Here is a 24,814-nt window from a genome sequence, read left to right as displayed (position 1 = left end):
CCTACTCCGCGACCGCGGTGTAGCGTCCGGCGGCCCCGCGGTCGTCCCAGGGTTCGCAGCGCTCGGACAGGTCGACGGTGACGCCGTGCGGGGCGAGTGCCTCGGTCAGCCGACGCTCCATCGGTTCGGACAGGAAGTGGTGGTGCAGGTCGAGTGCTTCGAGATGGATGAGTGGCTGGCCCTCCAGCAGGGCGGCCGCGCCCTCGTCACCGAGCGTGCCGTTCGACAGGTCGAGCGTGTGGAGCCGGGCGACGATTGGCGCCGAGCCTATCGCGGCCGCGATCTCGTTCTGCAGTTCGCTGTTGCGCAGACCGAGGTGCCGGAGCCGGGGGAAGCGGGTACCCGTGAGCAGCGGCGTCAGGTCCGGGACGACGGCGTCGCCGCCGTACGAGGACACGCCCAGCCAGAGGTCCAGCCTTTCCAGTGCGGGCAGTTCGCTGTCCAGCACACCGCGCAGCGCCTCGGCCGGAAGTCCGCCGCTCTCGATGGTGAGCTCACGCAGCGACGCGTGCGCGACGGGTGGGAAGAGCAGCCCCGTGCCCCCGCGGACACCGAGATGGGTCAGGGCAGGGAAGGCCGTGAGGAGGGCGGTGACGTCGGACTGCTCGATCCAGGAGATCTCCGCCTCCTCCATCACCAGGTCTCCGACGAAGATCGCCGTGAGCGAGGTCAGCCGGCCGGCCGCGGCGACGACGAGCCCGATCGGATAGGACGAGTCCTCCTCGTACGACTCGCCCCACTGCCCGATGATCAGGGCCCGGACGCGGGACGGGTCGACGGCGTCGAGAAAGGCGTTGAACTCCTCCTCCCAGCTCACGTCCCCCTCGGGGCCGAACGGGTCGACGCTGATGCGCCAGGCCGCGGCTTCGGCGGCTGGGCGCGCCGGCTCCTCGGTCTCACGCTGGAAATCGACGGCCTGAAGGCCGAGCAACTCGTGCAGACGGTCCGCGTCGGACATGGCACTGAGCTCCTGTTGCTGGGGACGGCTGATGTCCGCAAAGGTTTATCAAGAGCCACTGACAACACCGTGACCGGGGCCGCGCCCGCCGACGGATTGTCAGACCCCTCTCGTAGCGTTTCATCTGTGACCGGCACAGGGGGTGCCGGGGCGGAGGGGAGACGTCTGTGTACCGGCAGGGCGACGTACTGATGGTGGCGCTGGACGAGTCGGAGGTGCCCGCGCACTTCCTCGACGCGCCGGGTGAACTGCGGGACGGCCGGGGGAGGCTGGTCCTGGCGCTCGGCGAAGTCACCGGCCACGCCCACGCCGTGCAGGGACCCGGCAGGCTGATGCGGGAGGCGGGACCCTTCGGTCCGATGCTGCTCCACCTTCCCGACGGCGGACGTGTGGTGCACGAGGAACACGCGGCGATAGCGCTGCCGAAGGGCTGGTTCCGCGTCGTCCGACAGCGCGAGTACGCACCGGGCGCGGTCCGGATCGTTGCGGACTGACGGGTCCGGGTCCGTCGGGTGCCGGCCGTGAGGTGCGGACGCCCGGCCGGCACAGCAGTGACAGCAGGTATGACAGGCAGAGCGGGATCAGAGGACGGGGAACAGCGATGGAGTGCGTGAACGCGTGGCGGGCGGTCGCGGCGGCGACCGGCCGGGCGGACCGGGGTGCGGCCGAGGACGGTGTGCGGCTGGCCTACCGTCGTGCGGGGCTCGCCGAGCCCGAGCGCGTCATCTGGGCGGACTCGCCCAAGGCGGCGGTCGAGGTGGTGGAGAAGCTGGTCGGTGCAGGCCGCTCCGTCCGCGAGGAGGTGCGCACGCGCCCATGGGCACAGGAGCGCCGCAGGATCTACGACGAGCTGGGCCCTGCCGGGTGGTCCGCGCTGTGGTCCGCCACCGGTGCCCAGTTGTGGGAGACCACCGCCGCACTGGCCGACCGGATCCGGACGGGGGTCGTCGCCGAGCTCGCCCCCCGGCCCGAGGACGAGTCCGACGTCCGCCTCGTCCTGCTGGACGCGGTTCTTGGCCAGCACGACGCGGCCTGGCTCGCTGCCTTCGACGGCCGGGGCGACCGGCTGACCGGACTGGCGGAGGTCGCCAGGAACGCGGGCTGGTGGTGGCCCTATGAGCACGCCGTGGTGATCAGCGAGCGGCCCGAGGCGCTCCACCGGGACGAGGCGGGACGGCTCGATCGGGGTGACGGGCCGGCCCTCGCCTACCCCGACGGCTTCGCCCTCCACGCCTGGCGCGGAATGCCCGTGCCCGCCGAGTTCCTCGACTCGCTGGGAACCCTCACCCCCGAACGCATACGTGCCGAGGAGAACGCGGAGCTGCGGCGCGTGATGCTCGAGTTCTACGGCTACGACCGCTACCTCTCCCAATCGGGTGCCCAGCCCGTGCACCAGGACGAGACCGGAGTCCTGTGGCGCATAGCAATGGAGGGCGACGAGGACGTGGCGATGGTCGAAGTGGTCAACTCCACGCCGGAGCCGGACGGAACGCACCGCACCTACTGGCTCCGGGTCCCGCCGAGGACCGGGACCGCGAAGGAAGGCGTCGCGTGGACCTTCGGGCTCGACGGGGAGGCCTACGCACCGATGCGGCAGACCTGACCGGATCGCGGCGCCGGCGGCACCCGTGGAAGGCGTTCCACGCGGCCGTGCCGGGTTCGGACGGTCGGCACCTCCTGCGCGCCGGCCGTCAGGCGGTCAGTGCCTCGTGGTCGATGCCGAGTTCGCGGGCGAGCGCCTCATCGGTCCACCGCAGCATGGTCGCTCTGGACAGCGGACCCGCGTACGACGTCATCTGGACCGCCAGGCCGTCCAGCAGCGCGGTCAGTCGCCAGGCCACCGACATGGGGTCGTCGCACCGGAACTCACCCGCCGCGGCGCCCTCCTCGATGACCTCCGCCAGCTCCGCCTTCCACTGCTCGTCGAGATCGCCCGCCACCTCCCGGAGCACCGGATCCCGCAGGGAGGACGCCCAGCCCTCGATCCAGAGCCGCCACCCCTTGGCCTGGCCGGTCGGCGCGTACCAGCGCACGGCGGCGCGCAGCCGCCGTACGGCGCTGGTGCGGCGGGTCAGCAGCCTGCGCAGATGAGCCAGATCGGCCTCCGCGGCGTAGGCGAACGCGGCGGCCACCAGCTTCTCCTTGGACGAGAAGTGGTACAGCACCAGTGCGTTGCTCACGCCGAGGACGGAGGCCACGTCGGCGATCCGGACCGCGGCCACACCCCGCACCTCGATCTGCTCGACGGCAGCACGCAGGAGCTCTTCCCGACGCTCCGCCACGCTCAGCCGTACTCTCGCCACGGAGTCACCCTAACCAAGCCGACTCCCCGACCGGACCACCGGGCCACCCGGGCGCTCATACCTGTGCGTACCAGCCGAACCTCTCCGCCATCACCGGGAGCCGGTCCGCCACGAGCGCGTGCGCCGCGGCCCGCGGGGTACAGCCGTCCGCCTCCGCACGCTCCAGGACGCGGCCGATCAGGGACCGCATCGAGCGGCGCGTGTGGGCGAACGCCTCGTCGGCGTCGGCTCCGATGTCCCCGAACAGTGTCCACCACCACCAGGCGTTCGTACCGGAGTTGACGACCACGTCCGGCAGCACCGTGATCCCGCGCCGGGCGAGCAGCGCCTCCGCGTCGGGCAGTACCGGCATGTTCGCCGCCTCGACGATCCAACGAGCCCTGACCGACGCCTGCTTCACGGTGTCCACGGCGTACGACACCGCGGCGGGGACGAGTACCTCGGCGTCCGCCGCCAGCCATGCGTCGGCAGGCAGCTCCTCATCCCCCGGGCGCAGTGCCCCCCGGTCCACCGTCCCGAACGCGTCCCGCGCGGCGAGCAGGGACTCGACGTCCAGCCCCGCCGGATTGGCGATGGTGCCCTTCACGTCGGCGACCGCGACCACCGCGAGCCCGGCGCGGGACAGGAATCGCGCCGTCGCTCCGCCCATCGTGCCGAGACCCTGAAGGGAGACACGCGCATCGCCGTGGGCCACGCCGGCCCGGTCGAGTGCGACGAGAGCGGACTCCGCGACGCCGCACCCGCCGACCAGCTCGTCCAGTCCGATCCCGTCCACCGTGACCGCGAAGGCGTCCGCCAGGCGCCGGCGGGCCGCCGTCTCGTCGTCGAGCAGGGGAAAGACCGCCTGCACGGTGGAGACGAGGCCTGCCTCCACGGCCGCCCGGTCCACCAGTTCCTGGCTGAGCCCGAGATCCTCGCCGGTCGTCCAGACGTTCTCCACGTACGGACGCATGGCCCGCAGGAAGCGAACGAGAATCCCGTATGCCTCGGGCGCGCGCGGATCACAGTCGAGGCCGCCCTTGGCGCCGCCCAGCGGGATGTAGCGCGCCCGGGTGTCGTCCGCGTCGAAGTGCAGGGCTTCCTTCATGGTCATGCCCCGAGCCAGGCCCGCCACCTCTGCGAGGGTGCAGCCCTGCCTCATACGCAGCCCTCCGCTCGACACACCGCGCACCAGGCGGTCCACGACCAGATAGCCCTCGGTCCCGGTGATGTGGTCCGTCCAGGTCAGGGAGATCAGCGGGGCGGTGGAAGGGGGTGTCACAGGGCGGCTCCGGGCGGGTCGGTGTGGATTTACTGAACCGTGAGTCAGTATCGAGAGATGCGCACTGCCTGTCAACGCGCGAAATCCGGCCGGATGCGACCGGTCGGCACCTCGTTTGCGGAATCCTGGAGCCCGTACGGACGTTGGAGTCGGCATGACGGACTTCGAACCAGGGCACGAGGCGCTTCTGCGGCTCCTCGGCGAGCACGACGGCGGCGTGCTGGTCACGATCAAGCGTGACGGCAGGCCCCAGATGTCCAATGTGAACCATGCGTACGATCCGGGCGAAGGGGTGATCCGGGTGTCCGTCACCGAGGGGCGGGCGAAGACTCGCAACCTCCGCCGGGACCCGCGGGCGAGCTATCACGTGACCGGTCACGACCGGTGGGCATGGACCGTGGCGGACGGCTCCGCCGAACTGACCCCGCCGGCCGAGGACCCTCACGGCGAGACCGTGGAGCAGCTGGTGCGGCTCTACAGGGACATCCGGGGAGAGCACCCCGACTGGGACGAGTACCGGCGTGTGATGGTCGAGGACCGCAGGGCCGTCCTGACTCTCCGGATCGAGCACGTGTACGGGCAGCCGCGTGCCTGAGGTGTCACCCGCAACCGGCGGGGCGTCGGCCGAGCCTGCGGAATGCTCCGTTCACCGTCGATCCCTCGCTCCGTTCCGCACCCCGACCATAATGAGACGACACCCACTCCCTCAGGAGAAGCTGTGACCGGCGCCGACAACCAGCCCTCGCTCCGTACCCGACTGCGCTCGTTGCGCCCGGACGCCTTCGGGGCGGATCCGGCCGGGGCGAGGATGGAGCGGATCCGCCGCTCGCCCAACTTCGCCGACGGGGTGTTCCAGAATCCCGAGGGGGCCAGGACCAAACCGTCGGGCTCGATGCTCGAATTCGCCAAGGTCTTCTTCCGCAAGGAGGAGCGCGTCCGTCGGTCGCCCTCGGGCACGGTCCCCATCCATGCCACGACGCTGGCCGACCTGGCCACCCCACCGGAGTCAGGCCTCCGGCTGACCTGGCTGGGCCACTCCAGTGTGCTCACCGAGATCGACGGTCGTCGGGTGCTCTTCGACCCGGTCTGGGGTGAACGCTGCTCGCCGTTCGCCTTTGCCGGGCCCAAGCGCGTGCACCCCGTGCCGTTGCCGCTCGCCTCCCTCGCCCCCGTGGATGTCGTGGTGATCTCGCACGACCACTACGACCACCTGGACCTGCCCACCATCAAGGCGCTGGCGGGGACGGACACGGTCTTCGCCGTTCCCCTCGGCGTCGGCGCGCACCTGGAGCGCTGGGGAGTGCCCCTGGAGCGCATCCATGAACTCGACTGGAACGAGACCGCGCAGATCGCGGGAATCAGCCTGACCGCCACCCCGGCCCGCCACTTCTGCGGACGAGGGCTGCGCAACCAGCAGCACACGCTGTGGGCGTCGTGGGTCGTCGCGGGGCCGGACCACCGCGTGTACCACAGCGGGGACACCGGCTATTTCTCCGGGTTCAAGGATATCGGTGCCGAGCACGGCCCGTTCGACGCGACCATGATCCAGGTGGGCGCCTACTCCCAGTACTGGCCGGAGAACCACACCGGCCGGACGCCGCTTCCCGGGGCGTGGCCGGACATCCACATGTCACCTGCCGAGGGGGTCCAGGCGCACCTCGACCTGCAGGGCGGGCACCCGCACGGAGTGCTGCTGCCGATCCACTGGGGCACCTTCAACCTTGCGCTGCACGCCTGGGCCGAGCCGGGGGAGTGGATGATGGACGCTGCCGAGGAGGTGGGTCAAGCTGCCGTGTTCCCTCGGCCGGGCGAGCCTTTCGAACCGGCGGGGAAGCTTCCGTCGGACCCCTGGTGGCGTGCGGTGTCGGCACCGGTCGCTCGCCCGTGGCGCGGCCCTGCGACGGGCGACGCGGTATCGGTTCGCAAGGCGGAAGTCGACCTGGCCGGAGAGCGCTGACCGACGGGGGCACGAGGCTCGCCGCACCCGGCCCTCGTCGCCCCCCCGGCCCTGGCCGTCCCATCCTGGCTGCGTTCGCTGCCCGTTCGAGCGAGTGACACGGGATCCGGCGCTGCCAGGACGACATCAAATTCGAACATGCGATCTAATATGGGAATGGATGACAGCACCTTCCCCCACGAACTCGTCCAGGCCCAGCGAGACTGGAACGCCGCGTACGCGGAACTGGCCCGGCCCCGCGTCCGCCGCTCGACAACCGAAGTGCGTCGGACCCTTCTGCGGCTTTCGGCGTGGATCCGGTGGCACCCGTACTGGACCACCAGTGGCGCCGGCCCGGCCGCCCGGGTGCGGCTGCGTGAAGCCGCACGTACCCGGACAGGGCGTCAGGACGTGAGGTCGGCCTGACGCCGCGCCGCCCACGCACTCATCCAGCCGTGATCCGCAGGACCCCGGTCACGGTGCCCTGGAGGTAGGCCCCGTCCCGTGTGACGGTGCCCGCCATCTGCAGGGAGTCGTAGAGCGATCCCATGCCCACCTTCACGGAACGCGTGACCTGACCGCTGTCGGGGTCGATCTGCACGTACCGGTACGGATCGAGGAAGCTCGTCCCCCTGGTGCCGGGGATGGGTGGATCACGTACCACCGTGTGGAGCAGCCCGTCGCCCGTCGACAGCTTGGGTACGGCGGCCGAACGCAGGGTGTTGTCCCACTTCAGCGAGCAGCCCGGTCCCGTCCGACCGTACGTCCACCCGGGTGAGGCCACCGGCGAAGTCGGCCGAGGCGGGCACACTGGCGCCGACGCCCTCGGGGACGGCGGGGTACGGGTACCCGTAGGTGCCGGCCACGAAGACGCTGCTTCCGGCACCCACGGGCGAGTTCTCGCTTCAGGCCCGGGGTCCGGGCGGTCCGACGCGAATGGACGCGGTGTGCCGGGACCGATGTCAGGAGCGAGGTGCGGGCGACGGTGAGCGCCGGTAACGCTGCGCGGAGAAGGCGAAACGGTGTCCGGGCCGTCGAGGAGCAGCGGTCGTGGGCACCAGGTCGCTGCCCATCGGGGTGCTCAGAGCGCGCGGAGACAGAGGGCGCCGGCGGTACGCGCGAGATCGACATGGAGTCGTCGCGTGAGTTCCCGGCTGCGCTTCAGGATTCGGCGGACGGTGTGGACGGCGCGGCCCGAACCGGAATGATGGGCGGAGCGCCGTACGTTCACAGTCGGTGCCGTCCGGCACCCCGTGAGACCCAGAGGACCTGATGACCGACGCGAAGCGCTACATCATCGAGTCGTTGGACACCGGACTGCGCCTCATGCGCCTCTTCCTCGTCCATGACAGCCTGTCGGTCACCGGAGCGGCCAGGGAACTCGGAGTGGCGCGCTCCACCGCGCACCGGGTGCTCACCACCTTGGAGGTGCGCGGATTCGCCACCCGCGACATGTCGGGTCGGGGCTATTCCGCAGGACCCGAACTGGTCACTCTGGGACGGCCGGCAGGCTACGGACCGGGGATCGCGGCCCGTCTGGAGCGCGTGCTCGACTCGGCGGCCGAAGCCACGGGCGAGACGATCAGTACCGCTGCCCTCATCGGTGACCAGGTGATCATCACGGACGGCCGGGAATCCTCGCACGCGGTACGGGCGGTTCTGGAGACCGGCCGCGCCCACCCGGCCCACGCCACGTCGGCCGGCAAGGTGCTGCTGGCCCAGCTGACGACCGAACAGGTCTGCGCCCTCTACCCGAACGAGCGGCTGCCGGGGGTCACCGAACGCACCCTGACCTCGCGCACCGCCCTCCTCGCAGAACTGGAACGCACCCGGGCCCTCGGCCGGGCCGACTGCACGGGTGAGGCCGCACGGGGGATGAACGAGGTGGCCGTGCCCCTGATGGGCAGCAGTTGGCGGGACCGCCTGGCCCTGACGGCTTCCATGCCCGTGGACCGGGGGAGCGAACCCGAGCTCTCCCGGCACGCCGTGGCGTTGCTTGCGGCCGCGACGTCCCTGCCCCCGGCGGCTTCGTGATCCACGCCGTCCCGGCGATCCTGCCCATGGGGGCTGCCTGATCCAGGCCGGGGGACGCTCATGCCGCTCCCGTGCCCGCACCGCTCCGGGGACGCCCGTACCGCCACCAGAGGGAAATCGCACGCGCGGCCGAGGTTCGGACCTGCGGGCGGGGGTGGTGGCGTACGTAATCGGCTGCCCGTGCGAGGTGTCATACCAGAGCGGGACGCCTGGCGGGCAAGTTCGACAACTGCACGTCGAGCATGGGCGATTGGCGACTACCGTGTGTGGTCGGTGATCAACGGTGGGCTCATATCGGTCGAGCCTGCCCCAACCGTTGACCCGGGCCTGACCGACCACCGTAGGTGTCACCACACGAATGCCGATTCCTGGTGCCCCCACGTACCGAGGACGCTGATGTCTCAACTTCGCGCACCCACCGCGCGACCGGAACGCCGCGAGGGCGGACGGCACGGCCGTCCGGGTGGCCGTTCGCACTCGGCCCCGAGCCGGCCGCGTGCCGCACAGCCCACCGCACCCGAGGGACGGCTGCGACCGCAGTTGCTGCGTACCGCCCTCCTACCGACCGTGGCCGCGGTGCTCAGCGGGGCGGCAGCCGTCATCTTCACCATCAGGGCCTCCGGCGTGCGCCCGTCAGGCAGTCTTGTCGCGGCCCTCGGAGGTTCCGGGGCGCTTGCCGTGGCAGCCGTGGCGGCGGCCTTCATCGGCGCAGGCCGCGTCGCCACCGGAGTGCTCGACCGGTGCCTCGCGCTGCGCCGCACAAGTGCCCGGCACCACGCGGAACTCAAGGGCCTGGTGGAGCAGCTCCGCGACGGCGAACCCGTGCCCGCACGCCCGGCCACGCCTCCCGCCGCTCCCGACGCCGACGCCTTCGAGCTGCTCGCCCACGAGATGGGACGCGCGCAGGACGAGGCGGTGACCGCGGTCGTCCAGGCTTCCCAGTTGTTCCGGGGCAACGGGAACGACCAGAAGGTCGAGGTCTTCGTCAACCTCGCCCGGCGCCTTCAGTCCCTGGTGCACCGCGAGATCCAGATCCTCGACGAACTGGAACACGAGGTCGAGGACCCCGACCTGCTCAAGGGCCTCTTCCACGTCGACCATCTCGCCACCCGCATCCGGCGGCACGCCGAGAACCTCGCCGTACTGGGCGGCGCCGTGTCGCGGCGCCAGTGGAGCAGCCCGGTGACCGTGACCGAAGTGCTGCGCTCGGCGATCGCCGAGGTCGAACAGTACCCGCGCGTCGAGCTGGTCCCGCCCATCGACGGCACCCTGCGCGGACACGCCGTGGCCGATGTGATCCACCTGCTCGCCGAACTCGTCGAGAACGCAACGGTGTTCTCCGCTCCGCACACCCAGGTGCTGCTGCGCGCCCAGCGCGTCACCGCAGGGCTCGCCCTGGAGGTCGAGGACCGCGGCCTCGGCATGCCAGGACCCGAGCAGAAGCGGATGAACACCCTGCTCTCGGACCCGGACCAGGTCAACGTGGCCCACCTGCTGCAGGACGGCCGCATCGGGCTCTTCGTCGTCGCCTCACTGGCGCGCAGGCACGGCATCGCCGTGCGGCTGCAGAGCAACATCTACGGGGGCACACAAGCCGTACTCGTACTGCCCCAGGTCCTCCTGGGCATCGACATCGATGCCACGGCCGCACCTGGCGCGGCGGCGGTCGCACCCGGCACAGCGCCGGTGGTGCCGTCCGGGACCGCGCCCCTGCCCGCCGGCGACGTCCAGCGCGCCGACTCCGCGCCGCAGCCGACTCCCGGGCGGGGGCAACAGCCGCCACCCAGCCGGCTCCAGGAGCAGGGACCGCCACTGCCACTGCGCGCGGAGCGGGTCGACCGTCCGAACCTCGCCGCCTTCCCCCCGGTCGCCCGGACCGCCGAGCCCCTGGGTCCTCCGGGGGCGGCGCCGCCCGAGGCGACGATGCCGCCGGCCGTGTCCGCCGAAGGCTCCGGCACTCGCTCCCCGGCGGCCGCCCCGGCGGCCCCGGCACCCGCGCACGACGGCGCGGGCCGCCCGCAGCTCCCGCGGCGCAGCAATCAGGAGCATCTGGTTCCGCAGCTCCGCGAGGCACCTGTCCCCAGAGCGGAGGACGACAACGCCCTGCACGACCCGGGCCTGATGGCCGCCTTCCGGCGCGGGGTCGATCTGGCGGAGGCCCAGACCGCCGACGAGGTGGAACTCGCCGAGGCGTCCGGCGCAGCGGGTACCGAGCCCGCGACCACGGCCGTGACCGTCGGCGCACAGCGTTCCCACGGCCTCGCTCCGCTCCCCTTCCGAGGATCGGCCGGAACCGTGGTGGCGGGAGCGGACCCGAGAGGCCCGGGTCATCCGGCACCGCAGCCGCCCGATCAGGATCCCCGAACCGAGAACATGTTCAAGGAGTAGATACACCATGACCAGCGAAATGCCGTCCGGACAGGTCTCGGACCTCGACTGGCTGCTGAGCGGCCTCGTCCAACGTGTGCCCAACACGCGCAGTGCGGTCCTCCTCTCCGCGGACGGGCTGGTGAAATCCGTCCACGGCATGGACGCGGACAGCGCCGACCACATGGCCGCACTGGCTGCCGGTCTGTACTCGCTCGGCCGCAGCGCGGGTGCCCGCTTCGGTGACAACGGGGACGTGCGGCAGGTCGTCGTCGAACTCGACTCGACTCTGCTGTTCGTCTCGACCGCGGGTTCCGGCACCTGCCTCGCCGTCCTCGCCGGCCGCGAGGCGGACGCCGCCGTCCTCGGCTACGAGATGGCCATGCTCGTCAAGAGCGTGCGGCCCTACCTGATGACGCCGCTCCGGCAGCCGGCCGGAGCGCCGTTCACTCCGGGGCTGTGAGGATGCCGGCTCCGCAGGACGGGCCGTTGCTCGACGACGCGGCCGGCCGGCTCATCCGCCCGTACACCGTGAGCAACGGCCGCACGAGGCCGACCACCGTTCTTGATCTGCTCTCCCTGGTGATGGCCACGGGGAACACCCCTCGGGCACACCTCGGCCCGGAACACACCGTCGCGCTGGAACTCTGCGGCGGTCCCACGTCCGTGGCCGAGGTCGCCGCCCACCTCCGGCTGCCCGCGGTCGTCACCAAGGTCCTCCTGTCCGACCTGGTCGACTGCGGAGCGGTCACCGCACACGCCCCCGCATTTCATGACATGCCCACCGACCGATCTCTGCTGGAGGCAGTGCTCGATGGTCTACGACGACAGCTCTGACAGCTCCGAATACTTTCCCGTGGCCCTCAAAATCCTGGTCGCGGGCGGGTTCGGTGTCGGCAAGACGACGTTCGTGGGCGCCGTCAGCGAGATCGCGCCGCTGAGCACGGAGGAGCTTCTGACGCAGGTCAGCGCTGCTACGGACAGTCTCGAGGGCATCGAATCCAAGACCGCGACGACCGTGGCCATGGACTTCGGGCGCATCACGCTCTCCGAACACCACGTTCTCTACCTGTTCGGCACCCCCGGTCAGGAGCGGTTCTGGTTCATGTGGGACGAGTTGTCCAAGGGGGCGCTCGGTGCGGTCGTGCTGGCCGACACCCGGCGGCTGGCCGAGTGCTTCGCGGCCGTGGACTTCTTCGAGCGGCGCGGCATCGGCTTCATCGTCGCCGTCAACGAGTTCGACGGCGCCTACCGTTACGAGCCGGACGAGGTGCGAGCGGCACTCGACCTCGGGCCGGAGGTTCCGGTGGTGCTCTGCGACGCCCGCATCGCGAGCTCCGGGACCGGTGCGCTGGTCACCCTCGTCCAGCACCTCATCAACGCCACCGCGCCGGCCCCGCTGTCCGGTTCCGGGGCCGCCCAGGTGTGACCCCGGTGCGTCCCGTCGAGCGGTGGTAAGTGATCGGGTCCTCCCTCCGCCGTTGCCCCCAGCGGCGGACCGCACCGGTGGCGGCTTGCCTGCAGCCTTCCCCCGGCGCGTTTCGCGATCCCGGCGTGGTCATGTCAGCGCGAACGCGTCCGCGAGCTGGTCGAGCTGGGTGGTGAGCAGGGTGTCGCCGCTGTGCCCCATGCCCGCGAACTGTCCCGCCGCCTCCAGCCCCACCGAGCCGTGCAGCTGGGCCCACACGAGAACGGCGCCCGCCAGTCCGTACGCCGCGCGCCGCTGGTCGGTGGCGGCATCCGGCGCGTACTCGGCGACCCACGAGGCCACGCCCGCGGTGTCGGCGCCGAGCCAGGCCCTCATCTCGGCCACCAGGGCGGAGTGGCTCGTCCCCGGTGACCCGTCCGCGAAGAGCGGAAGGAACGGGCCGAGAACCGCCCGCGCCCGGTCGCGTGTGTCGTCCGGAGCGATGTAGCCCGGGACGGGAGCGCCTTGGATCAGCAGGTAGCGGTGCGGCTCGGCCACCGCCCAGGCCCGGTAGGCCGTGGCCAGCGCGTGCAGACGGGCACGCGGGCTCAGCTCCCCGGCCTCGGCCTCGGCGGCCGCGTGGGCGACGGCCGAAGCCGCGTCGTCGTACGCATCTCTGATCAGTGCGCTCAGGAGATCGTCCCGGCTGGCGAAGTAGCGGTAGAGCGCAGGTCCTGAGAGGCCCATCTCCTTGGCGATGCGGGTCAGCGCCAGAGCCCCGACCCCCGATTCGGCCAGCTGCCGCAGTGCGGTGTCCTTGATCTCCGCCCGGGTCTGCTCCCGGTACCTGGCGCGTGGGCCTTCCTGTGCTCGGACCATCACCGCTCCTCCAGTCGATCGACGACGCGCGCAGGGAACTGCAAGGCGCGCTCACTTTTGTTACGGAGTCTAACGCGGCCCCTTGCGACGCCCCATTGCAGGAGTTACAGTCTCTAACAGAAAATAGAAGGCATCACATCGCTTGAATCGAAGGGGCACATCATGACCACCGCATCCGCTCTCCACGTCGTGCTCGGTGCAGGTCCTGCCGGCACCGCCCTCGCACGCGAGCTCTCCGGGCGGGGTCATCGCGTCCGCCTCGTCGACCGCAAGGGACAGGGCCCTGCCATCGGAGGTGTGGACCGGTTCGCCGGCGATGTGTCGACCTTCGAGGGTGCGCGCGCGGCTGTCGAAGGTGCGGACGTCGTGTACCACTGCGTCAACGTCGGTTACCACCTGCAGGTCGAGGTCATGCCCCGCATCCAGGCGGCGGTCCTGGCGGCCGCCGAAGCGACGCGCGCACGCCTGGTCGTCCTCGACACTCTCTACCCGTACGGCGAGACCCATGGTGCCGTGATGACCGAGGACACTCCGTGGCGCGCGACCAGCCGCAAGGGCGTGATGCGCGCCGAGCTCGACGGCCGCTACCTCACGGCGCACGCGGAGGGCAGGCTGCCCGTCGTCCTCGGCCGATCCGCCGACTTCGTGGGCCCCGGTGTGCTCAGTTCGACGCTGGGAGGAGCTGTCTTCCCTGCGGCGCTCACCGGGGGAGAGGTTCCCGCCCTCGGCGACATGGATCTGCCTCACAGCTACACGTACATCGGTGACGTCGCGGCGGGACTGGCCACGCTCGGCGAGAACCCGGACGCGGACGGACGCGTGTGGCACCTTCCCACGGCTCCCGCGGTCACCACCCGGGAGATATTCGCCATGATCGAGGAGCGCGTCGGCCGACCCCTGGACCTCACCGTGATCGCTGAGCCGCGCCCCTTCGGGCCCTTCGACGAGGTGTTCATGGCGGAGTACGCCGAGATGTTCTACCAGCACACCGAGGGACAGACCGTCGACTCCTCCGCCATCGAGAAGGCGTTCGGGCTGTCGCCCAACCCGCTCCCCGACAGCGTGGACGCGACGCTCGCCTGGTACCGGGACTTCCTGGGCGGTCGCTGAGTGCCCCATCAGGGGCGGTCGCGGTGGACGAGGGGGCGCGTCGTGTCCGCCGACCGGCCTGGCCCCAGGCGCGCAGGAAGGGCGTCGGTGCCGTCGCGGTGTCGGGCCCGCCCGCCCGGCGCTGCTTTGCCGGCGGGCTTGACCGGCCCGTTCTTCCCGTTCGTGGACCGGTCGGTACATCGCCCCGCCCCTGGCGTGGTGGTAGACGCCGGGCAAGGTCGAGGTCGGCGACCGGAAACGGGTTCGTGAGCACCGGTGCAAGTGCGGTATTGTTCTCATGCGCGTTCGGCCCAGGGGAAACCCCAGGTCAGACGGTCAGCGGGACGTGGCGCAGCTTGGTAGCGCACTTGACTGGGGGTCAAGGGGTCGCAGGTTCAAATCCTGTCGTCCCGACTCGTGAGAGTCGTAGTTCGAGGGGCTGGATCGGAGCATTCCGACCAGCCCCTCGAACGTTTTCGGGCGGGTGCGTGCTCGGGGGTCGCACCTGAAGCGTCCGGTGCGACCCCCGAGAGGCGTTGGAGTGATCAGGCGGTCTCGCCGGCGCCGGCCCCGGCCGCCTTCTTGATGCCCTTGGTGATGTCGTCGAGGACCGAGAGTTTTGGTGCCTTCGCATTGACGTCGAAGCCGGAGCGAATGACGACCAGCATGCTCTTCAGGTTGGGTGAGGGGAACGCGAGCGACTCGACGTAGCCGTCGTCGCCGTTCTTCGTCACCACCTTCCAGCGCACCTTGTAGCCCTTCTGGCCGGCGACCGTGACGGCCTCGGAGACGAGCTCCTCGTGCGACGTGATACCGCCGTAGATCTTCTCGCCGTAGGACTCCTCGGCGTTCACCTTGATGTCCGCCTCGGCCGCTGCCTTCGCCGTGGTCGAATTGATCTTCAGGGCCTGCGCGGGCGCGGAGAAGATTCCGCCCCGGACGCACTTCTGGGCCGTGTCACCGGGGCAGGCGTAGTCGCCGGTGGTCAGGCCGGCGCCGATCGGGCCGGACTGGCCCTTCCAGCCGTCCGGTACGGGGATGCTGATGCCGCTGGCCGCGTCGGTCGCGTACCCCTTCTCGGTTTCCGGCATCTGGCCCGGGTTGTGGTCCCGGCCGCCGTCCTGGCCGCCGTCCTGGCCGCCGTCTCCCTGGCCGCCGTCCGGTGCGCCCGGGAGGCGAGGACTGTCCGAGGGGTTGCGGGGCGCCGTGGCCGAGGCGTCGTCCGTGTCGTCGGAGCTACTGCCCAGCATGTAGGCGCCGCCACCGACGGCCGCGAGGAGGACGACACCGGCGGCTATACCCGCCCCGATGCGTATCCGGCGACGTCGGACAGTCGCCGGGGCGATCCGGAGCTGGTCGGTCCAGCGGCTCCCGTCCCACCAGCGTTCCTGTGCGGGGCCGATTCCTGAGTGCCCGGGGTCTGCGTGCCAGCCGGGCGGGGTCGTCTGGGTCACGAGAGCACCGTAGGCGCACTGACTGAGAATCGTATGAATCGCACAGCGTGGTCGTGGTCACGTCCCAGGCGCTCGGGCCGTCGGAACGGGGCACGGGCCGGTGCGTGTGCTGCGCCGGGCCGGCAGCCCTCGGCGTGAGGGGATGGGGTCCGCACCCACTGGCTCCTACGGTTCGATCAGTCCGGCCCGGATGGCGTACCGGGTGAGCTCCAGTCGGTCGCGGAGGCCGAGCTTCCGGAGCAGGTTGGCCCGGTGCCGTTCCACCGTCTTCACGCTGATCACGAGCAGGCCCGCGATCTCCTTCGGCGAATGCCCCTCGGCGACCAGCTTGAGGATCTCCTCCTTCCGCTCCGTGATCGCCCGCGCGGGCAGGTCCCCACCCTCCCTGGCCCGGTCCAGGTAATGCCGGATGAGGGCGGTCACCGCGCCGGTGTAGGGGAACGGCTCGTCGCGCATGGCCGCCCGGCACGCCTCGACGAGGTCCCGGTCGGCATGCTGTTGATCGTCTCGATCAGGGCGGCGGCGGCCTCCCCTTCCCCGGCGACCTCGGGACGGGGCCGCGGGCTGAGGAGGCCGATGGTCGTCATGGCCCTGGTGACCCTTTGCAGCGGAGCGAGCCCCAGCCGCAGCAGGAGGGCGTTCGCGCCGAGCATCAGCGCCATGCCGCCGGCCAGGATGAGGGCTTCGGTCAGTACGACGGGAGCCGAGACGGTGATCGGGCCGAGCAGCAGGAGTGCCCCGGCGGCCACCGGTACCGCGGCGTTGAGCAGGAAGATGCGCCAGAACAGGGGCAAGGTCGCTGGGCTTCCTTCGGGCGGGTTTTGCGGGCGGCTTGTCCCCCACTATCGCGGGTTCGTGGCGGCGGACGGCTGCACGAGGGCTCCGCAGCCGCGTCTGCATGGCGGACCCCGCGAAAGATGGGTGCCAACCCCTATGGTCCTGGGCCCCCGTTCGCCCCGACGATGGAATCGGCCCAACGGGTGCTGATCCGGGAGGGAGTCACCATGTCCAACGACCACGAGGGGCTGAGCGGTCTCGAGCGCGGGCCCCGGGAGGCCGGGCCGGAACACGCGGGCACACCTGCCGGGGACACCCCACGCGCACGCGGCTACGGCTCCGCATGGCTGTGGCTGGCGATCGGCATCGCAGGGCTGGGGGCGGGGATCGTCATCGGTCACGGTCTGCTCATCGCCGGGGGCCTGGTGCTGGCCGGCATGGCGGGCCAGCTCTTCGACCCGGACCGGCGCAGGGCCCGGAGGCGGTTGTCCCGCCCTCGGTGAATCGAGTGGTGGCAGGCAGCCTGCCGGTGGCGTCCGGCGTGGCGTCCGGCCCTGCGTGACAGCCCTGGCCAGTGTGCCCTCCCCAGCTTCCGGGTTTGGTCCGACCACACACTCTGTGTGACATAGTCGGTCCATGTGTATCGCTCGGAACAGGGAGTAGCGGATGCCCGTCGAGTGGCAGCCCGTGCGGCAGTCGCGCACCCATGAACTCGTGCTGCAGAGCATCGAGGAGCAGGTTCTCGCCGGGGAGCTCAAGGCAGGCGACCGTCTGCCGCCCGAGCGGGAGCTGGCGCCGGTACTGGGAGTCAGCCGGTCCGCGCTGCGTGAGGCCCTCAGGGTGCTGGAGACCATCGGAGTACTGGTCGCCCAGCCGGGCCGCGGCCCCGACTCCGGTGCGCGCATCGTGCGCAACCCCGACGATGCCCTCGGCCGCCTGCTGCGTCTGCACTTCGCGCTCGGCAGCTACAGCCTGCACGACGTGCTGGAGGCGCGCGTCGTGCTCGAGCGGTCGAGCTGGGAGGCCGCCGCGCGGCATGCCCGGGCCGAGGATGTCGACGCGGCGGAACAGCTCGTGAGCCGGATGGGGCAACCGGACGTCGGCGTGGCCGAGTTCAACGACCTCGACACGCGCTTCCACGTCCTCATCGCGGGCAGCTCGGGCAATGCGCTGACCTCGACACTCACCTCGGCCGTGCGCGAGTCCGTGCGCCCGCTGATCCTCCACGCGCTGGAGAACGTCGATGACTGGGCGGCGACGGCGGGCGCGCTCAACACCCAGCACGCGCAGCTTCTGAGGCTGGTCCGGGAGGGGCGGGGCGGCGAGGCCGCGGACCTGGTCGAGGAGCACATCCGCGGCTTGCACGGGACGCTGGTCGACGAGAACGACGAGAACGACGAGAACGACGAGAACGACGGTTGCAACGGGATCGACGGGCGCGATGTGCGGCCGGCGTGACGGGCGCGGTGTGACCGGGGCGCACAGTCCGCCCGCAGGGGAGCGAGGGCGGGAGCGGACGAGGCGGAAACGGGAGCGGGGACGGTGCGTGGGCACCGTCCCCGCTCCCGCGCGTTTCAGCGCGTTTCACGCGTGCCGACCTGGTTCCACATTCGGACCGAGGCTAGTATGGTCGGACCATAAACCGAGGAGGGCCCATGCGTATCGGACTCTTCGCCACCTGTCTGGGAGACACGCTCTTCCCCGAGGCGGTGAAGTCGACCGCGCTGCTGCTCGCACGCCTGGGCCACGACGTCGTGTTCCCGCCCGGCCAGACCTGCTGCGGCCAGATGCACGTCAACACCGGCTACCAGCGCGAGCCTGTTCCGCTGGTGCGCAACTTCGCGGAGCAGTTCGGGGACGCCTCGATCGACGCCGTCGTCATGCCGTCCGGGTCGTGTGCCGGCTCCGTACGTCACCAGCACGAGATCGTCGCGAAGCGCTACGGTGACGCCTCGATGCGCGCCGGGGTCGCCGCGGTCAAGGCCAAGACATACGAGCTCTCCGAACTCCTCGTCGACGTCCTCGGCGTCACGGAGGTCGGGGCGTACTTCCCGTACCGCGTCACCTATCACCCCACCTGCCACTCCCTGCGCATGCTCGGAGTCGGCGACAAGCCGCTGCGGCTGCTGCGCGCCGTCGAGGACATCGACCTCGTCGAGCTGCCGGAAGCCGACTCGTGCTGCGGATTCGGTGGCACTTTCGCCGTCAAGAACGCCGAGACGTCCACCGCGATGCTCCAGGACAAGATGCGCCACATCTCGGAGACCGGGGCCGACGTGTGCACCGCCGGGGACTCCTCCTGTCTCATGCACATCGGCGGAGGACTCTCCCGCATCAGGTCCGGCGCGCGCACCCTGCATCTCGCCCAGATCCTCGGCTCCACCCGGACCACGCCCTACACCCTGCTGGAGGCCGCCCGATGAGCACGTTCCTCGGCATGCCCGCCGCCCCGCCCCGCTCGCCGTACGGTACGGGAAACCTGCGCGGTGACCGCACGTTCCCGGAGGCGGCGCACGACGATCTGCGCAACGAGCAGCTGCGCCGGAACCTCGGCAGGGCCACCCGCACCATCAGGGCCAAACGGCTGCACGTCACCGGCGAACTCCCCGACTGGGAGGCCCTGCGCGACGCCGGATCGGCAGTCAAGACGGACACCATGAACCGGCTTCCCGAGCTTCTGGAGGAGTTGGAGCGCAAGGTCACCGAACACGGCGGCACCGTCCACTGGGCGCGTGACGGCGCAGAGGCCAACGAGATCGTCACCCGGCTGATCAGGGAGACCGGCAGCAGCGACGTCATCAAGGTGAAATCGATGGCCACGCAGGAGATCGGCCTCAACGAGCACCTCGAAGCGGCAGGCATCACACCGTACGAGACCGACCTCGCCGAACTCATCGTGCAGCTCGCCGATGACAAGCCGTCGCACATCCTCGTGCCCGCGATCCACCGCAATCGCGACGAGATCCGGCAGATCTTCCTCGAAGAGATCCCCGGTGTCGACCCCGGACTCGACAACGTGCCCGCGCACCTCGCGGCCACCGCCCGCACCTACCTGCGCGAGAAGTTCATGACGACGCGGGTGGCCGTGTCCGGCGCCAACTTCGGCATCGCCGAGACCGGGACCCTCGCCGTCGTCGAGTCGGAGGGCAACGGCCGCATGTGCCTGACTCTTCCCGACACCCTCATCACCGTGATGGGGATCGAGAAGGTCCTGCCGCGTTATCAGGACCTGGAAGTCTTCCTGCAGTTGCTGCCGCGTTCCTCGACCGGCGAGCGGATGAACCCGTACACCTCGATGTGGACGGGCGTGACCCCGGGGGACGGGCCGCAGAACTTCCACCTGGTCCTCCTCGACAACGGCCGTACCGCGGCCCTCGCCGACGCGATCGGCCGTGAGGCCCTCAACTGCATCCGCTGTTCGGCCTGCCTGAACGTCTGCCCCGTGTACGAGCGGGCCGGCGGCCATGCCTACGGATCGACGTATCCCGGTCCGATCGGCGCGGTCCTCACCCCGCAGCTGGCGGGCATGCACGAGGCCAAGGACGACCCCAACAGCTCATTGCCGTACGCCTCAAGCCTCTGCGGAGCCTGTTTCGACGCCTGCCCCGTCAAGATCGACATTCCCTCGATGCTCGTCGAACTGCGCCATCAGCACACCGAGGAGTCGGGCACGACCGCGGAGAAGCTGGCCATGAAGGCCGCTGCCGCAGTGATGAGCAGGCCCAAGCTGTTCATGGCAGCGCAGAAGGCCGCCGCCCTCGGCCGGGTCGTCGGCGGACGCGACGCGACGATCTCCCGTCTGCCCGCCCCGTTCGACGGCTGGAGCGACAGCCGCGACACAGCCGCCCCGCCCAAGCAGTCGTTCCGCGCGTGGCTCGCGTCGGGCGAGGGCGCGGCGGCCATGCGCGCCGCCGCCGACGAGGGCGTCCGGGGCACCGCCCAGGACCAGAAGGAGGACCGGTGACCACCACGGAGGCACGCGACACCGTGCTGGGCAGGATCAGGGACGCCCTGTCTCTGGCGCCCGCCCCCGAGGCGGCGATCCCCCGCGTGTACCGAACCGGGCGTACGCTGCCGGACGACGAACGCCTCGGGCTCCTGACCGACCGGCTCGTCGACTACAAGGCGCAGGTCCACCCCTGCACCGCCGACCGCACGGCCGACGTCATCGCCGCCATCCTGCGGGAGCGCGGCGCCCGGCGCATCGGGGTGCCGCCCGCCCTCGACGAACAGTGGCTCACCGGGTACGACGGCGAGACGCAGCGGGACTCCGCGGACATTCCCGCACCGGCTCTCGACGTGCTGGACGGGGTCGTGACCGCCTCGGCGGTCACCTGCGCGGAGACCGGCACGATCTTCCTGGACGGGTCGCCGGACCAGGGCCGGCGGGCGCTGTCACTCGTACCCGACCTCCATGTGTGCGTCGTCGACCTCTCCTCCGTCGTGGCCGGGGTGCCGGAGGCGGTGGCCAGGCTGGTGCCGGAGCGGCCGACCACCCTGATCAGCGGGCCCTCGGCCACCTCCGACATCGAACTGGAACGGGTGGAGGGCGTCCATGGACCCCGCACGCTCGCGGTGGTGATCCGTACGGACGTCTGAGGGCGGGCTCCGCACATGACGGCCACCCCCGCCGGTCCGTCACGCGTGGAGCCCGCTCCGGCGTGCCACCCGGTAGCGGAGATAGACGACCCCGGAGCCGTAGGGGCGCGTTTCGACGAGTTCGAGGTCGACCCGGCGCTCGTGCCGGGGGAGGAAGGGAATGCCACCTCCGACCAGCACCGGATAGACCATGGCCTGGTACTCGTCGATCAGATCCAGCGCGGCAGCATCGGCGGCGAGAGACGCCCCGCCGATCGCGATGTCGCCGTCCCCCGGCTCGGCCCGCAACCGCTCGATCTCCTCCGCCAGACCGCCGGAGGCCAGACGGGCGTTGCCCTGCACCGCCGACAGCGTGGTGGAGAACACCACCTTCGGGAGCGGCTTCCAGAGCGAGGCCCACTCGAGCATCGCGTCGTCGAGCGCCGGATCCTGGTCGGCGGTCTCCCAGTACAGCATCGTCTCGTACAGCCGCCGCCCCAGCAGATGGGTGCCGATCTTCCGGATGTCGTCGATCCAGAATCGAAAGACCTCCTCATCGGGCTCCGTCCAGTCGAAGTTGCCGTCCGGTCCCACGATGTAGCCGTCCAGGGAGACGCCCATGGAGTAGGTCACGCTGCGCATCAGAAGTCCTCCTCGGTTGGGATCCGACAGTACGGCTGCCGGGCGGCGGCTGCCGCAGGACTCGTCATGGATCGCGGGATTCCCTCAGATCCGTCCCTCCCCGTGAAGCGGATGCGTGCGGCGAGGGGCGGAGACCCGACCGGAGTCGACGGCCGGGTGGCGGCCGGCAGGATCCCGTCCCTACGGCGTATGGGTCACCTCCAGCGGAGCGAATGACACATGGGACACCGCGCCGTCATCGGCCCAACGGACTTCGACGGTCTCCCCGTTCACGTCCACCGCGCCCACCGCCGTGACGAGCGGGGTGGCGCCCGGATCCGCCGTCAGCGAGGCCACGGCCACCAGCACCTCCGTGCCCTCCACCTCGGCGGACAGCCGGGGCAGCACCGCCCACCGCGCGAACGCCGTGCCCTGCGGCGCCCGTACGGTCTCCTCCTCCGCCCAGCCGTGCAGGGGATGCAGCGCCGAACGCACCTCGCCCGCAGGATCTGTCGCCCACCCCGTCTGTTCGGCCCGGGCACCCGCCGGGGCGCCGAGTATCCGGTGCACCCGCAGTTCGTACGGCCCCCGGACCAGGGTCACGCTCTCCACCCGCAGCCCCGGCGCGGTGGGCGCGCCCTCCGGGAAGACGGGGGTGTGCCAGGAAGCCGCCCAGCCCCAGCCGTCCCCGTGCCCCGCGCCCAGCGGGTGGATACGCACCCGCCGGCTGCGCGAACCCGCGACCCGGATCGACAGGTGGTTGTCCGCGGCGTTGCCGGACGCCGTCGGGCCGGTGGCCGTCGAGTACGCGAGGCGGGCGTAGAGGGGGTCCGACACCTGCGCCGTCTCGGCTTCATGGGGCCGGACGTGGTCGCTGCCGTGGTTGTGCAGGCGCACGATGCCGTCCGCCCGCGTGGTCTGCACCAGCAGTCCCGGCGACGGCAGGGACAGCACCCGGTCGGGACCCTCGCTGGGCGCGGGTTGCTCGGCCGCCGTCCACAGCGGGTGCTCCGCCGGGGCGAGCAGAGCCACGAACGCCTTCGACGCCCAGTACGGCGACGAGGGACCCGAGTACTCCTGGAGCGTGGCGTCGTGCGGCCCGTGCCAACCCAGGCTCAGCAGGCCGTCGTTCCCAGCCGCACCCCGCTCCAGGAAGTACCTGAGCGAGCCGCTGATCAGCCGGCGCGAGACGCCGTGGGGCAGTGGTGTGTGCCCGGAGACCGCGCCCATGGCGACGGCCGCTCCCGCCGCGAAACGGTAGGTGAGCGAGCGGCCGAAATGCAGTGGAGCACCGTCCGCGCCGAACATCAGCGAGAAGCTCTCCAGATGCTCGCGCAGACGCGCGCCGTGGTGTGCGGACAGCTCCGCTTCCCCGGACAGGTACCCGTCCAGTACCGGATACAGGTGCAGCGCCCAGCCGTTGTAGTGGTCGAAGGCGCGCCCGTCCCCGTCGGAGTACCAGCCCTCGCCGCGATACCACCCCTCCAGCAGGTCCAGTGCCCGCTGCCGCGCCCGCGCGGTCTCTCCGTCGCCGCGGCCGACCGACTCGAGGAAGCCGGCCACGGAGTAGGGGAAGAGGTACCAGTTGTTCGGGGCGGGCGTGTGCCGCAGCGCGCCGCGCAGCCACGCCTCCGCCCTGTCCTGGGTACCCGCGTCCAGCCGGTCCCACAACCAGGGCCGGGTGAGCCGCAGGCCGATGGCGACGGACGCCGACTCGACCATCGGCTGCCCGTACACGGTGTGATCCAGGATCAGGGGCCAGGACTCGGCGTCGTCCCTCCCGGCGGTGCGGGTACCGGCGGTGAGGCCGTCGGCGTAACGCTCCAGCCAGTTGCGCGGGTCCTTGCCGTCCGCGCCCGCGACCCGGAAGGCGGCGGTGAGGAACGTGCGCGCGTAGCCCTCCAGGCCGTCGGAGCGGACACCGGAGCGTGAGGGGCGGCCCGGCAGGTCGAGCATGGCGCTGCCGGGCGTGGCCCACTTCCAGGCGGCGTCCAGCAGACCGTCCGCCACCGCCTCCCAGTGCGCCCGGGTGAAGCCGGTGCGGGGGCTCGATTCACGGTCGTCGGAGGGGAGCCGGAAGGGAGTGGAGGTCATGCGAGGAACGCCAGCCTTTCGCGTCGTACGGGATGGGCGAAGCCGTCGCCCGCCGCCCAGCGGGCGACCTCACCGACGGCCAGGTCGGCCAGCCGCCGCAGTTCGTTGCCCTGGGACCCCGCGAGGTGCGGGGTGATCAGGGCGTTGTCGCAGTCCCACAGCGGATGGTCCGCGGGCAGCGGGTCGGGGTCGGTGACGTCGAGCACCGCCCTGATCCGTTCGGCCCGCAGGACGTCGGTGAGTGCCTGCTGGTCGACGACCGCGCCCCGGGAGGTGTTGACGAGGACGGCGTCGGGCCGCATCGAGGTGAGCAGGTCCCGGTTCACCAGCCCCGTGGTCGCGGGCAGCAGCGGGGTATGGACGCTGACCACGTCGCTCCCGGCGAACAGGGCGGGCAGGCCGACGGGGTGGGCGCCGAGTGCGGCCGCCTCCGCGTCCGTGACGTACGGGTCGTGCAGAAGAATCCGCAGGTCGTAGGGGCGCAGGAGCTCGATCACCCGCCGGCCGATCAGCGAGGCGGACAGAATGCCCACCGTGCGCCGGTAGTTGCCCACATCCGGGGGCGTGGCGAGCCAGGCGTCGCGTGCCCGCGTGGCGCGGTAGTCCCGGGCCCGTTCCAGGACGCGCTTGCCGGACAGCAGGATCATCGCGACCGTGTACTCCGCGACCGGCAGGGCGTTGGCCGCGGCGGCCGACGACACCTCGATGCCCCGGTCCCAGCAGGCCTCCGTCACGTGGCCGCGCACCGTGCCCGCGGTGTGGACGACGGCCCGCAGCGCGGGCGCGGCGGCCAGGACACCGGCGTGGATCGGCGGGCAGCCCCAGCCGGTGACAAGGACCTCCGTCTCCGCGAGCACGGCACGGGCCGCTCCGGTCGTGAAGTCGTCGAACGCCGGCAGCGGCGCGAGTGCGCACACCTCGGCCAGGGCTGCCAGAGTGTCGGGGGAGAGCACCGCGGCGGCGGCGTCGGCTCCCATGGCGAGTGCGGCGCGCGGCCGGCGGTGGGCGGGGGGAGTGCTGGGCATGGTTCTCCTGAGCGGTCGTCCGGGCGGGGC

25 protein-coding genes, 1 tRNA gene and 3 pseudogenes are annotated in these 24,814 nt (G+C 71.3%); 17 read left to right on the top strand and 12 right to left on the bottom strand.

From position 1 onward, the window contains the following. Position 1: 1 nt before the first annotated feature. A complete protein-coding gene (locus OG206_RS04190; RefSeq protein WP_327112288.1) occupies positions 2–958 on the bottom strand; it encodes an STM4015 family protein in 957 nt (318 codons plus the stop codon). Between the two features lie 167 nt (positions 959–1,125). Between OG206_RS04190 and OG206_RS04185 the strand changes: the two genes are divergently transcribed. Next, entirely contained in the window at positions 1,126–1,452 is a 327-nt protein-coding gene (locus OG206_RS04185) for a hypothetical protein (RefSeq protein ID WP_327112286.1), read from the top strand. 107 nt (positions 1,453–1,559) lie between these two features. After that, a complete protein-coding gene (locus OG206_RS04180) occupies positions 1,560–2,561 on the top strand; it encodes a DUF6745 domain-containing protein (RefSeq protein ID WP_327112284.1) in 1,002 nt (333 codons plus the stop codon). Between the two features lie 88 nt (positions 2,562–2,649). Here OG206_RS04180 and OG206_RS04175 read toward each other — a convergent pair whose 3' ends face one another. Both OG206_RS04175 and OG206_RS04170 read right to left on the bottom strand, forming a co-directional pair. Next, positions 2,650–3,261 carry a TetR/AcrR family transcriptional regulator gene (locus OG206_RS04175; RefSeq protein ID WP_327112282.1) on the bottom strand — a complete coding sequence of 204 codons (612 nt, stop codon included), beginning with the start codon at positions 3,259–3,261 and terminating at the stop codon, positions 2,650–2,652. A gap of 55 nt (positions 3,262–3,316) precedes the next feature. After that, on the bottom strand, positions 3,317–4,522 hold the full coding sequence (locus OG206_RS04170) for a Glu/Leu/Phe/Val dehydrogenase dimerization domain-containing protein (RefSeq protein WP_327112280.1): 1,206 nt from the start codon (positions 4,520–4,522) through the stop codon (positions 3,317–3,319). Positions 4,523–4,676: 154 nt separating this feature from the next. Between OG206_RS04170 and OG206_RS04165 the strand changes: the two genes are divergently transcribed. From OG206_RS04165 to OG206_RS04155, 3 genes are all read left to right on the top strand, one after another. Next, on the top strand, positions 4,677–5,117 hold the full coding sequence (locus tag OG206_RS04165) for a PPOX class F420-dependent oxidoreductase (RefSeq protein WP_327112278.1): 441 nt from the start codon (positions 4,677–4,679) through the stop codon (positions 5,115–5,117). 123 nt (positions 5,118–5,240) lie between these two features. Next, on the top strand, positions 5,241–6,479 hold the full coding sequence (locus tag OG206_RS04160; protein WP_327112276.1) for an MBL fold metallo-hydrolase: 1,239 nt from the start codon (positions 5,241–5,243) through the stop codon (positions 6,477–6,479). Between the two features lie 156 nt (positions 6,480–6,635). Then, the gene (locus OG206_RS04155; RefSeq protein ID WP_327112274.1) at positions 6,636–6,884 is read left to right on the top strand and encodes a hypothetical protein; all 249 of its coding nucleotides are present in this window, start codon (positions 6,636–6,638) and stop codon (positions 6,882–6,884) included. A gap of 19 nt (positions 6,885–6,903) precedes the next feature. Here the strand turns inward: OG206_RS04155 and OG206_RS04150 are convergent. Both OG206_RS04150 and OG206_RS32570 read right to left on the bottom strand, forming a co-directional pair. Then, a pseudogene (locus OG206_RS04150) lies at positions 6,904–7,363 on the bottom strand (hypothetical protein); the annotation flags it as partial. Between the two features lie 176 nt (positions 7,364–7,539). Then, on the bottom strand, positions 7,540–7,689 hold the full coding sequence (locus tag OG206_RS32570) for a putative leader peptide (RefSeq protein WP_442805797.1): 150 nt from the start codon (positions 7,687–7,689) through the stop codon (positions 7,540–7,542). Between the two features lie 41 nt (positions 7,690–7,730). Here OG206_RS32570 and OG206_RS04145 point away from each other — a divergent pair, with 41 nt between their 5' ends. The 5 genes from OG206_RS04145 (at position 7,731) to OG206_RS04125 (ending at position 12,288) form a co-directional block, all read left to right on the top strand. Next, positions 7,731–8,492, top strand: coding sequence for an IclR family transcriptional regulator (locus tag OG206_RS04145; protein WP_327112270.1), 762 nt, complete (start codon positions 7,731–7,733; stop codon positions 8,490–8,492). A gap of 396 nt (positions 8,493–8,888) precedes the next feature. Further along, the gene (locus OG206_RS04140; RefSeq protein ID WP_327112268.1) at positions 8,889–10,880 is read left to right on the top strand and encodes a sensor histidine kinase; all 1,992 of its coding nucleotides are present in this window, start codon (positions 8,889–8,891) and stop codon (positions 10,878–10,880) included. Between the two features lie 7 nt (positions 10,881–10,887). Then, complete coding sequence (locus OG206_RS04135) at positions 10,888–11,322, top strand: roadblock/LC7 domain-containing protein (protein ID WP_327112265.1); 435 nt, start codon at positions 10,888–10,890, stop codon at positions 11,320–11,322. Between the two features lie 2 nt (positions 11,323–11,324). After that, a complete protein-coding gene (locus OG206_RS04130) occupies positions 11,325–11,696 on the top strand; it encodes a DUF742 domain-containing protein (protein ID WP_327112263.1) in 372 nt (123 codons plus the stop codon). Then, positions 11,674–12,288 (top strand): GTP-binding protein, encoded by a 615-nt coding sequence (locus OG206_RS04125; protein WP_327112261.1) that lies wholly within the window; start codon positions 11,674–11,676, stop codon positions 12,286–12,288. The genes OG206_RS04130 and OG206_RS04125 overlap by 23 nt, the downstream gene beginning before the upstream one ends. A 129-nt stretch (positions 12,289–12,417) precedes the next feature. Here OG206_RS04125 and OG206_RS04120 read toward each other — a convergent pair whose 3' ends face one another. Next, positions 12,418–13,146 carry a TetR/AcrR family transcriptional regulator gene (locus OG206_RS04120; RefSeq protein WP_327112259.1) on the bottom strand — a complete coding sequence of 243 codons (729 nt, stop codon included), beginning with the start codon at positions 13,144–13,146 and terminating at the stop codon, positions 12,418–12,420. Positions 13,147–13,308: 162 nt separating this feature from the next. Here OG206_RS04120 and OG206_RS04115 point away from each other — a divergent pair, with 162 nt between their 5' ends. Together OG206_RS04115 and OG206_RS04110 are read left to right on the top strand one after the other, a co-directional pair. Continuing rightward, entirely contained in the window at positions 13,309–14,256 is a 948-nt protein-coding gene (locus OG206_RS04115; RefSeq protein WP_327112257.1) for an NAD-dependent epimerase/dehydratase family protein, read from the top strand. A 319-nt stretch (positions 14,257–14,575) separates the two neighbouring features. Beyond that, positions 14,576–14,649: transfer RNA gene (locus OG206_RS04110), tRNA-Pro, on the top strand. Between the two features lie 131 nt (positions 14,650–14,780). Here the strand turns inward: OG206_RS04110 and OG206_RS04105 are convergent. From OG206_RS04105 to OG206_RS04095, 3 genes and pseudogenes are all read right to left on the bottom strand, one after another. Beyond that, positions 14,781–15,689 (bottom strand): DUF2510 domain-containing protein, encoded by a 909-nt coding sequence (locus tag OG206_RS04105; RefSeq protein ID WP_327112255.1) that lies wholly within the window; start codon positions 15,687–15,689, stop codon positions 14,781–14,783. 165 nt (positions 15,690–15,854) lie between these two features. Next, positions 15,855–16,181: pseudogene (locus OG206_RS04100) on the bottom strand (response regulator transcription factor); the annotation flags it as partial. Further along, positions 16,154–16,483, bottom strand: a pseudogene (locus tag OG206_RS04095) (sensor histidine kinase); the annotation flags it as partial. The pseudogenes OG206_RS04095 and OG206_RS04100, both read right to left, overlap by 28 nt. Before the next feature lie 210 nt (positions 16,484–16,693). Between OG206_RS04095 and OG206_RS04090 the strand changes: the two are divergent. From OG206_RS04090 to OG206_RS04070, 5 genes are all read left to right on the top strand, one after another. Then, entirely contained in the window at positions 16,694–16,969 is a 276-nt protein-coding gene (locus OG206_RS04090; protein ID WP_327112253.1) for a hypothetical protein, read from the top strand. A 163-nt stretch (positions 16,970–17,132) separates the two neighbouring features. After that, positions 17,133–17,924, top strand: a complete 792-nt coding sequence (locus OG206_RS04085) for a FadR/GntR family transcriptional regulator (RefSeq protein WP_327112251.1) — start codon at positions 17,133–17,135, stop codon at positions 17,922–17,924. A gap of 197 nt (positions 17,925–18,121) precedes the next feature. Further along, a complete protein-coding gene (locus tag OG206_RS04080) occupies positions 18,122–18,889 on the top strand; it encodes a (Fe-S)-binding protein (protein WP_327112249.1) in 768 nt (255 codons plus the stop codon). Then, positions 18,886–20,430 carry a lactate utilization protein B gene (locus tag OG206_RS04075; protein WP_327112247.1) on the top strand — a complete coding sequence of 515 codons (1,545 nt, stop codon included), beginning with the start codon at positions 18,886–18,888 and terminating at the stop codon, positions 20,428–20,430. Before OG206_RS04080 ends, OG206_RS04075 begins: the two co-directional genes overlap by 4 nt. Next, complete coding sequence (locus OG206_RS04070) at positions 20,427–21,065, top strand: LutC/YkgG family protein (RefSeq protein WP_327112245.1); 639 nt, start codon at positions 20,427–20,429, stop codon at positions 21,063–21,065. Before OG206_RS04075 ends, OG206_RS04070 begins: the two co-directional genes overlap by 4 nt. 39 nt (positions 21,066–21,104) lie before the next feature. Here OG206_RS04070 and OG206_RS04065 read toward each other — a convergent pair whose 3' ends face one another. From OG206_RS04065 to OG206_RS04055, 3 genes are all read right to left on the bottom strand, one after another. Continuing rightward, the gene (locus OG206_RS04065) at positions 21,105–21,686 is read right to left on the bottom strand and encodes a dihydrofolate reductase family protein (RefSeq protein WP_327112243.1); all 582 of its coding nucleotides are present in this window, start codon (positions 21,684–21,686) and stop codon (positions 21,105–21,107) included. Positions 21,687–21,866: 180 nt separating this feature from the next. Next, positions 21,867–23,759 (bottom strand): DUF2264 domain-containing protein, encoded by a 1,893-nt coding sequence (locus OG206_RS04060; protein WP_327112241.1) that lies wholly within the window; start codon positions 23,757–23,759, stop codon positions 21,867–21,869. Then, positions 23,756–24,784: a hydroxyacid dehydrogenase gene (locus OG206_RS04055; RefSeq protein ID WP_327112239.1), complete on the bottom strand. Its 1,029-nt coding sequence runs from the start codon at positions 24,782–24,784 to the stop codon at positions 23,756–23,758. The genes OG206_RS04060 and OG206_RS04055 overlap by 4 nt, the downstream gene beginning before the upstream one ends. Positions 24,785–24,814 lie beyond the last annotated feature (30 nt).

Source organism: Streptomyces sp. NBC_01341 (genome assembly GCF_035946055.1).
Taxonomy (GTDB): domain Bacteria; phylum Actinomycetota; class Actinomycetes; order Streptomycetales; family Streptomycetaceae; genus Streptomyces.
This window is presented reverse-complemented; position numbering and strand designations above follow the sequence as displayed.